Source organism: Oligella ureolytica DSM 18253 (genome assembly GCF_000373745.1).
Classification (GTDB): domain Bacteria; phylum Pseudomonadota; class Gammaproteobacteria; order Burkholderiales; family Burkholderiaceae_B; genus Oligella; species Oligella ureolytica.
Map to the genome: position 1 here is coordinate 1 of NZ_KB892334.1, position 4,140 is coordinate 4,140.

5 protein-coding genes and 1 pseudogene are annotated in these 4,140 nt (G+C 46.4%); all 6 read right to left on the minus strand.

The window, feature by feature from the left end:
- A partial coding sequence (locus B092_RS15920; RefSeq protein ID WP_244870505.1) for a VENN motif pre-toxin domain-containing protein occupies window positions 1–607 on the minus strand: 607 nt, incomplete at its 3' end.
- A gap of 191 nt (window positions 608–798) precedes the next feature.
- Window positions 799–1,689 carry a hemagglutinin repeat-containing protein gene (locus B092_RS15760; protein WP_018575290.1) on the minus strand — a complete coding sequence of 297 codons (891 nt, stop codon included), beginning with the start codon at window positions 1,687–1,689 and terminating at the stop codon, window positions 799–801.
- A 27-nt stretch (window positions 1,690–1,716) separates the two neighbouring features.
- On the minus strand, window positions 1,717–2,085 hold the full coding sequence (locus tag B092_RS14760; RefSeq protein ID WP_018575291.1) for a hypothetical protein: 369 nt from the start codon (window positions 2,083–2,085) through the stop codon (window positions 1,717–1,719).
- Window positions 2,086–3,342 carry a VENN motif pre-toxin domain-containing protein gene (locus B092_RS14765; RefSeq protein ID WP_332299381.1) on the minus strand — a complete coding sequence of 419 codons (1,257 nt, stop codon included), beginning with the start codon at window positions 3,340–3,342 and terminating at the stop codon, window positions 2,086–2,088.
- A gap of 28 nt (window positions 3,343–3,370) precedes the next feature.
- Window positions 3,371–3,703, minus strand: a complete 333-nt coding sequence (locus B092_RS0111010) for a hypothetical protein (protein WP_018575293.1) — start codon at window positions 3,701–3,703, stop codon at window positions 3,371–3,373.
- Window positions 3,696–4,140: pseudogene (locus B092_RS16155) on the minus strand (VENN motif pre-toxin domain-containing protein); the annotation flags it as partial. The pseudogene B092_RS16155 and the gene B092_RS0111010, both read right to left, overlap by 8 nt.

Sequence of the window (4,140 nt, forward strand, 5' to 3'; positions counted from 1 at the left end):
ACTTAGCCTTAACTGCCCTGCCGACAGAGTTCACAGCATGCCCCGCTAATAAGGCATCTTCTAGACTTAACCCATAACGCTCTTGCAACTCAAGGGCAAAATTCTCTGAAAGAATAACCCCTTCAGCATCTCGCTGCACGATATATAACGCCATCAAATCGTAAGCCATTTTTATCGGTATGTCTTGGCTTAAGGCATTCTCTAGCGCTTGTTTAACTAACAATGAGTCTGTAATGATGAACCCATAGTCCTGAGCACACTGTTCTGGGTTATTAGCGCAGTCACTAATTAATTGCTCTTGCTGTGAAATACTCAGTTGTTCGTATTTCTCAATAATTTGATTGCAATTTGCTTTTGTCTCGCAAGAATTAATTTCCTCAGCCCAATCATTAATTTGCTTGACAGTAAGGTAGTTATTATCCACCGCCGTCCCCGCCGACTGCGTACCTTGCGCAATACCCGAGTCCGTACCTGAACTTGCGCCCACACCGGCACCCACTAAACTCGTGATACTGGAGATGGTGGCTTTTTCATCGGCGTTTAAGTCGGCTGCTTCTTTACCGTAGAGGTAATGGGCGAGCACTGGGGCTGCAGCTTCGGCACTCATCGCTGCACCTGCGGCGCTTAAGGCATTGTTACCCCCCGTGGCCGCTACCGCTGCGGCTAAAAGTCCGTGCGCAATTAAATGCTCAGTACTGCCTTCCCTATCGGTTGACTTAAAGTATTGTCCGATCTCTTTGGCAAAGCTTGGGCTGAGGGTAGCGGTCGCAATCCCTAGCGCACTGTCGGTCGGTGCGCTTAAGCCCGCAGCAATGGTGCTGAGCAGTAAGGCTCCGTTATCCAGTTGTTGGCGCTTTGCACGTTTTGGCTAAAAGCTTGTGACACCGCACGTTGGGTATCCAGTTCTTTTTGTAGGGCCACCGCATCAAAGCGATTCTCTAGTGCACCACTTAAGGCCTCAGCATTCTCCGTCGTCGTCGCGGTCAAGACACGATCAGCCATCGCCTCGGCACTGAGTCCCGTGAGGAGAGTCTGCTTGGCAGCGTCCGTGATCAGGATGTTCTTCGTGTTAATGCCACTGTAGGTCGTACTACCTTCGCTATCACTTACCTGCCCAAAGCCTACACTGCCACTGGCTTCAGTGGACGCAAGACCGCTTTTATCCGACGTGCTTTGGCGTTGGTCAAAGACACCGTCACCCGATCCGCTGCTATTAACGCCACCACTCGCACCAAGACCAATACTACTGCCCTTAAACTCCGCATGGTTAGTAACATCACTTGCGCTTAAGGTACCCGTGCTAAAGCGGTTATGACCAGCGGCTTCCGCCGCCGCCGTCGAGGTGATTAGCCCACCTCGCAAGTCCGTGTGCTCGGCTACCTCAATCTGATAACCACCGTCCCCAGCATAAATACCCGATTGCTCGGTCACGCTTGCGTAATCAGCAGTGAGTGAAGAGCGATGGTAGTTCGCACTACCCGAGACCCCATAACCCACCGTCAGCTGTCCTCCTATGTTCTGCTGCTTACCCTCATAGGTCGCGGTGTCCTGTACGCTCTGAATGGTAAGGGTCGGAGTCTTGACTTGCACCTTCTCACCAAAGACCTGCGCTCCGGCCAAGGTGGTCGATCCCCCGGCGCTTAAGCTCGTGAGACTGCCAAGGCTACCATTACGAGCCGTTTCAATCACCTATATAACTAGGATGTCAGCCTTCAATCAAAGCGCATCCTTATAAAGCTCTGCGTCCAACAGACCATCCCTTATAGCAAACTGAAGAAACTTCTTGATTGCCTCAGGGTCTCTATCGATGACATCATCAAGCAGCCGCTCTTTAGCTAAAGGCGCATAACATACCCCATTAAACCTCATGTTTCCAGTATAAACCCACTCACCCTCTAACCTCGGATCAACCACCTCAACCTCTTTTGAGTCATAAACCCCTAAAGCGGCATCTTGCGGTCCATATATCGCATAAAAGTAGGTAAATACTTCTTCCTCTTTCGTGCCTTCATTTCTCATTCCCCAATAAATACTAAAAACATCTAAAATCACTGTACGATAACGATTGGTATATTTAATCTTCATTTATTTTCCTTTGCTAATACCGTTATTGATTGAAGCACCCGGTTGTAATCTTGAACGTTGTGGCGACTTCATTTTTATATCATAGGCTTTATCGGTATATTTATTATATTGGTAATGAATTTCTATTACATTGCCATCTGGTAACTCATGTTTAACTGCCATTTTCTTAAAACCGGCACTCTCCAAGAATCGTGGATCATTATTTAACCCCTGCAAACCTTTACCTTTACCTGGATTTATAATGACCTGCCTCCACAAGCTCTGTTCCCACAAGTCCCTAGGCACAGTCGATTCAATACCCTTAGCCGTTGAAATACTTTTCGCATTAGAAACAGCTTTCAACACATTGGCGTCAGTCACGCCTGCTTTAACTAAGAGGGCTGCATCCGTTAGAGCAGGCTCATAACGTATCCCTTTGGAGCCCGTACCTGCCACCGGTCTAAGGACTAGAGAATTAGGTGTTTTTAAACCCATCGACAGGGCTTCTTTAGCAAAGACAGGGGCCACCATCTGCGTACCACCAATCATTTGCATTGAGCCATCCACTAACTGACCATCCGCTAGAGCCGCTGAACCCTGTCCAATACTGTAGCCTCCCGCAGCCGCTGAAACGCCTCTCACCACAGCCCCCACAGGACCCGAGATAAAATAAAGTGCAGGTTCTGCTGCTTGGGCAAGCCTCATATCCATCGATTCATACACACCGACTTGTTGAAGAGCTTTGCTATAGAGTTCACTAACGTATGAATCCTCTACCTTGCCATCAGCAATGGGCATATCAAGAATACGTAAAGCAAGCTCCGGATCGCCTCCTGATACTTGCTCCAATATCAAAGCTAAGGTCTGTGTTTCCTGAGGACTCAAGGATGAGCTATCTGCTTGGTAGCGCCCAAGCAACTTGTCCGCATAGGCATCTTTTTCAACTAAATCAATGAACTCACGTGCTTCCTCTAAGGTCAGCTCGCGTTGACCAAGACCAAGTACTCCCTTTTCAAGGGATTTATCCACTAATTCTTGACGTCGTTGATATTCTAACGGTGACATCCAATTATTATCCACCGCCGTCCCCGCCGACTTTGCGCCTTGCGCAATACCCGAGTCCGTACCTGAACTTGCGCCCACACCGGCTCCCACTAGACTCGTGATGCTGGAGATGGTGGCTTTTTCATCGGCGTTTAAATCGGCTGCTGCTTTACCGTAGAGGTAATGAGCAAGGACTGGGGCGGCGGTATACTCTTCTATTTCCTTGGTGACGATTAAAGCTTAAACTACTACCGTAAAAACTTTAGTCTTCGTCATCATCCTCTCTCTCACTCCAATAAGGAAGAGAGGCTCTGCCCAAAAAGAAAAGCACAATTGTCCCAACTAATATAAAAATAAATCGCTCATAAAATAGAGCAAATATACCTGCAGCGATAGAATTAATTAAATACAATTCAATAAAAATCAATAAAAAAGTTAGAATATTCAAACCATAAACTAATGATTCTGTTTGTCGTAATTTCAGCAATTTAGAAACCCCAAATGCTAACCTACTATTAAGATAAACAAAACGGTGACTAATGCCCGAAAGACCAAGAGACCATCCGTCCGGTAATTTTTCACGAAATTTAATCATCGTTACTCCGTAAAAGTTTTGGCCAATTTGTTTTTGGAACAAGAGTTGCATCTTTAGAACCTAACTTATTAGAAATGGCACTACTAACTCCATCGCCTAAGAAATGATTCGTAACTGCTCCTTTAGTTTCTACATATCGCTTACTAACTCCTTTCACTGCAGATTTCTCTATAAGTTTTTTGACTGTGCTGTCTATTACAACACCTACAGATAAATCATAAGCAAGATTAGATAGCTTGTAGTCCTCATTAAGAAATGAAGAAGTACCAATTCCACCAGTAACTGATTCTAATGAAGCTAATCCATACACTTTCAACCCAGTACCTAATGAAGGAATCATCGCTATTACGCCCGGTGCAACGGCAGCCGTTGTTGCTCCTGCACCAAGTGCTGCCGAAGGAGCAACCATCCAGACAACTACCCCATCGGATACACCA

Excerpts from the sequence above, each read along its gene's own strand:
- B092_RS14760 (WP_018575291.1), bottom strand. The coding sequence starts at position 2,085 with ATGAAGATTAAATATACCAATCGTTATCGTACAGTGATTTTAGATGTT.
- B092_RS0111010 (WP_018575293.1), bottom strand. The coding sequence starts at position 3,703 with ATGATTAAATTTCGTGAAAAATTACCGGACGGATGGTCTCTTGGTCTT.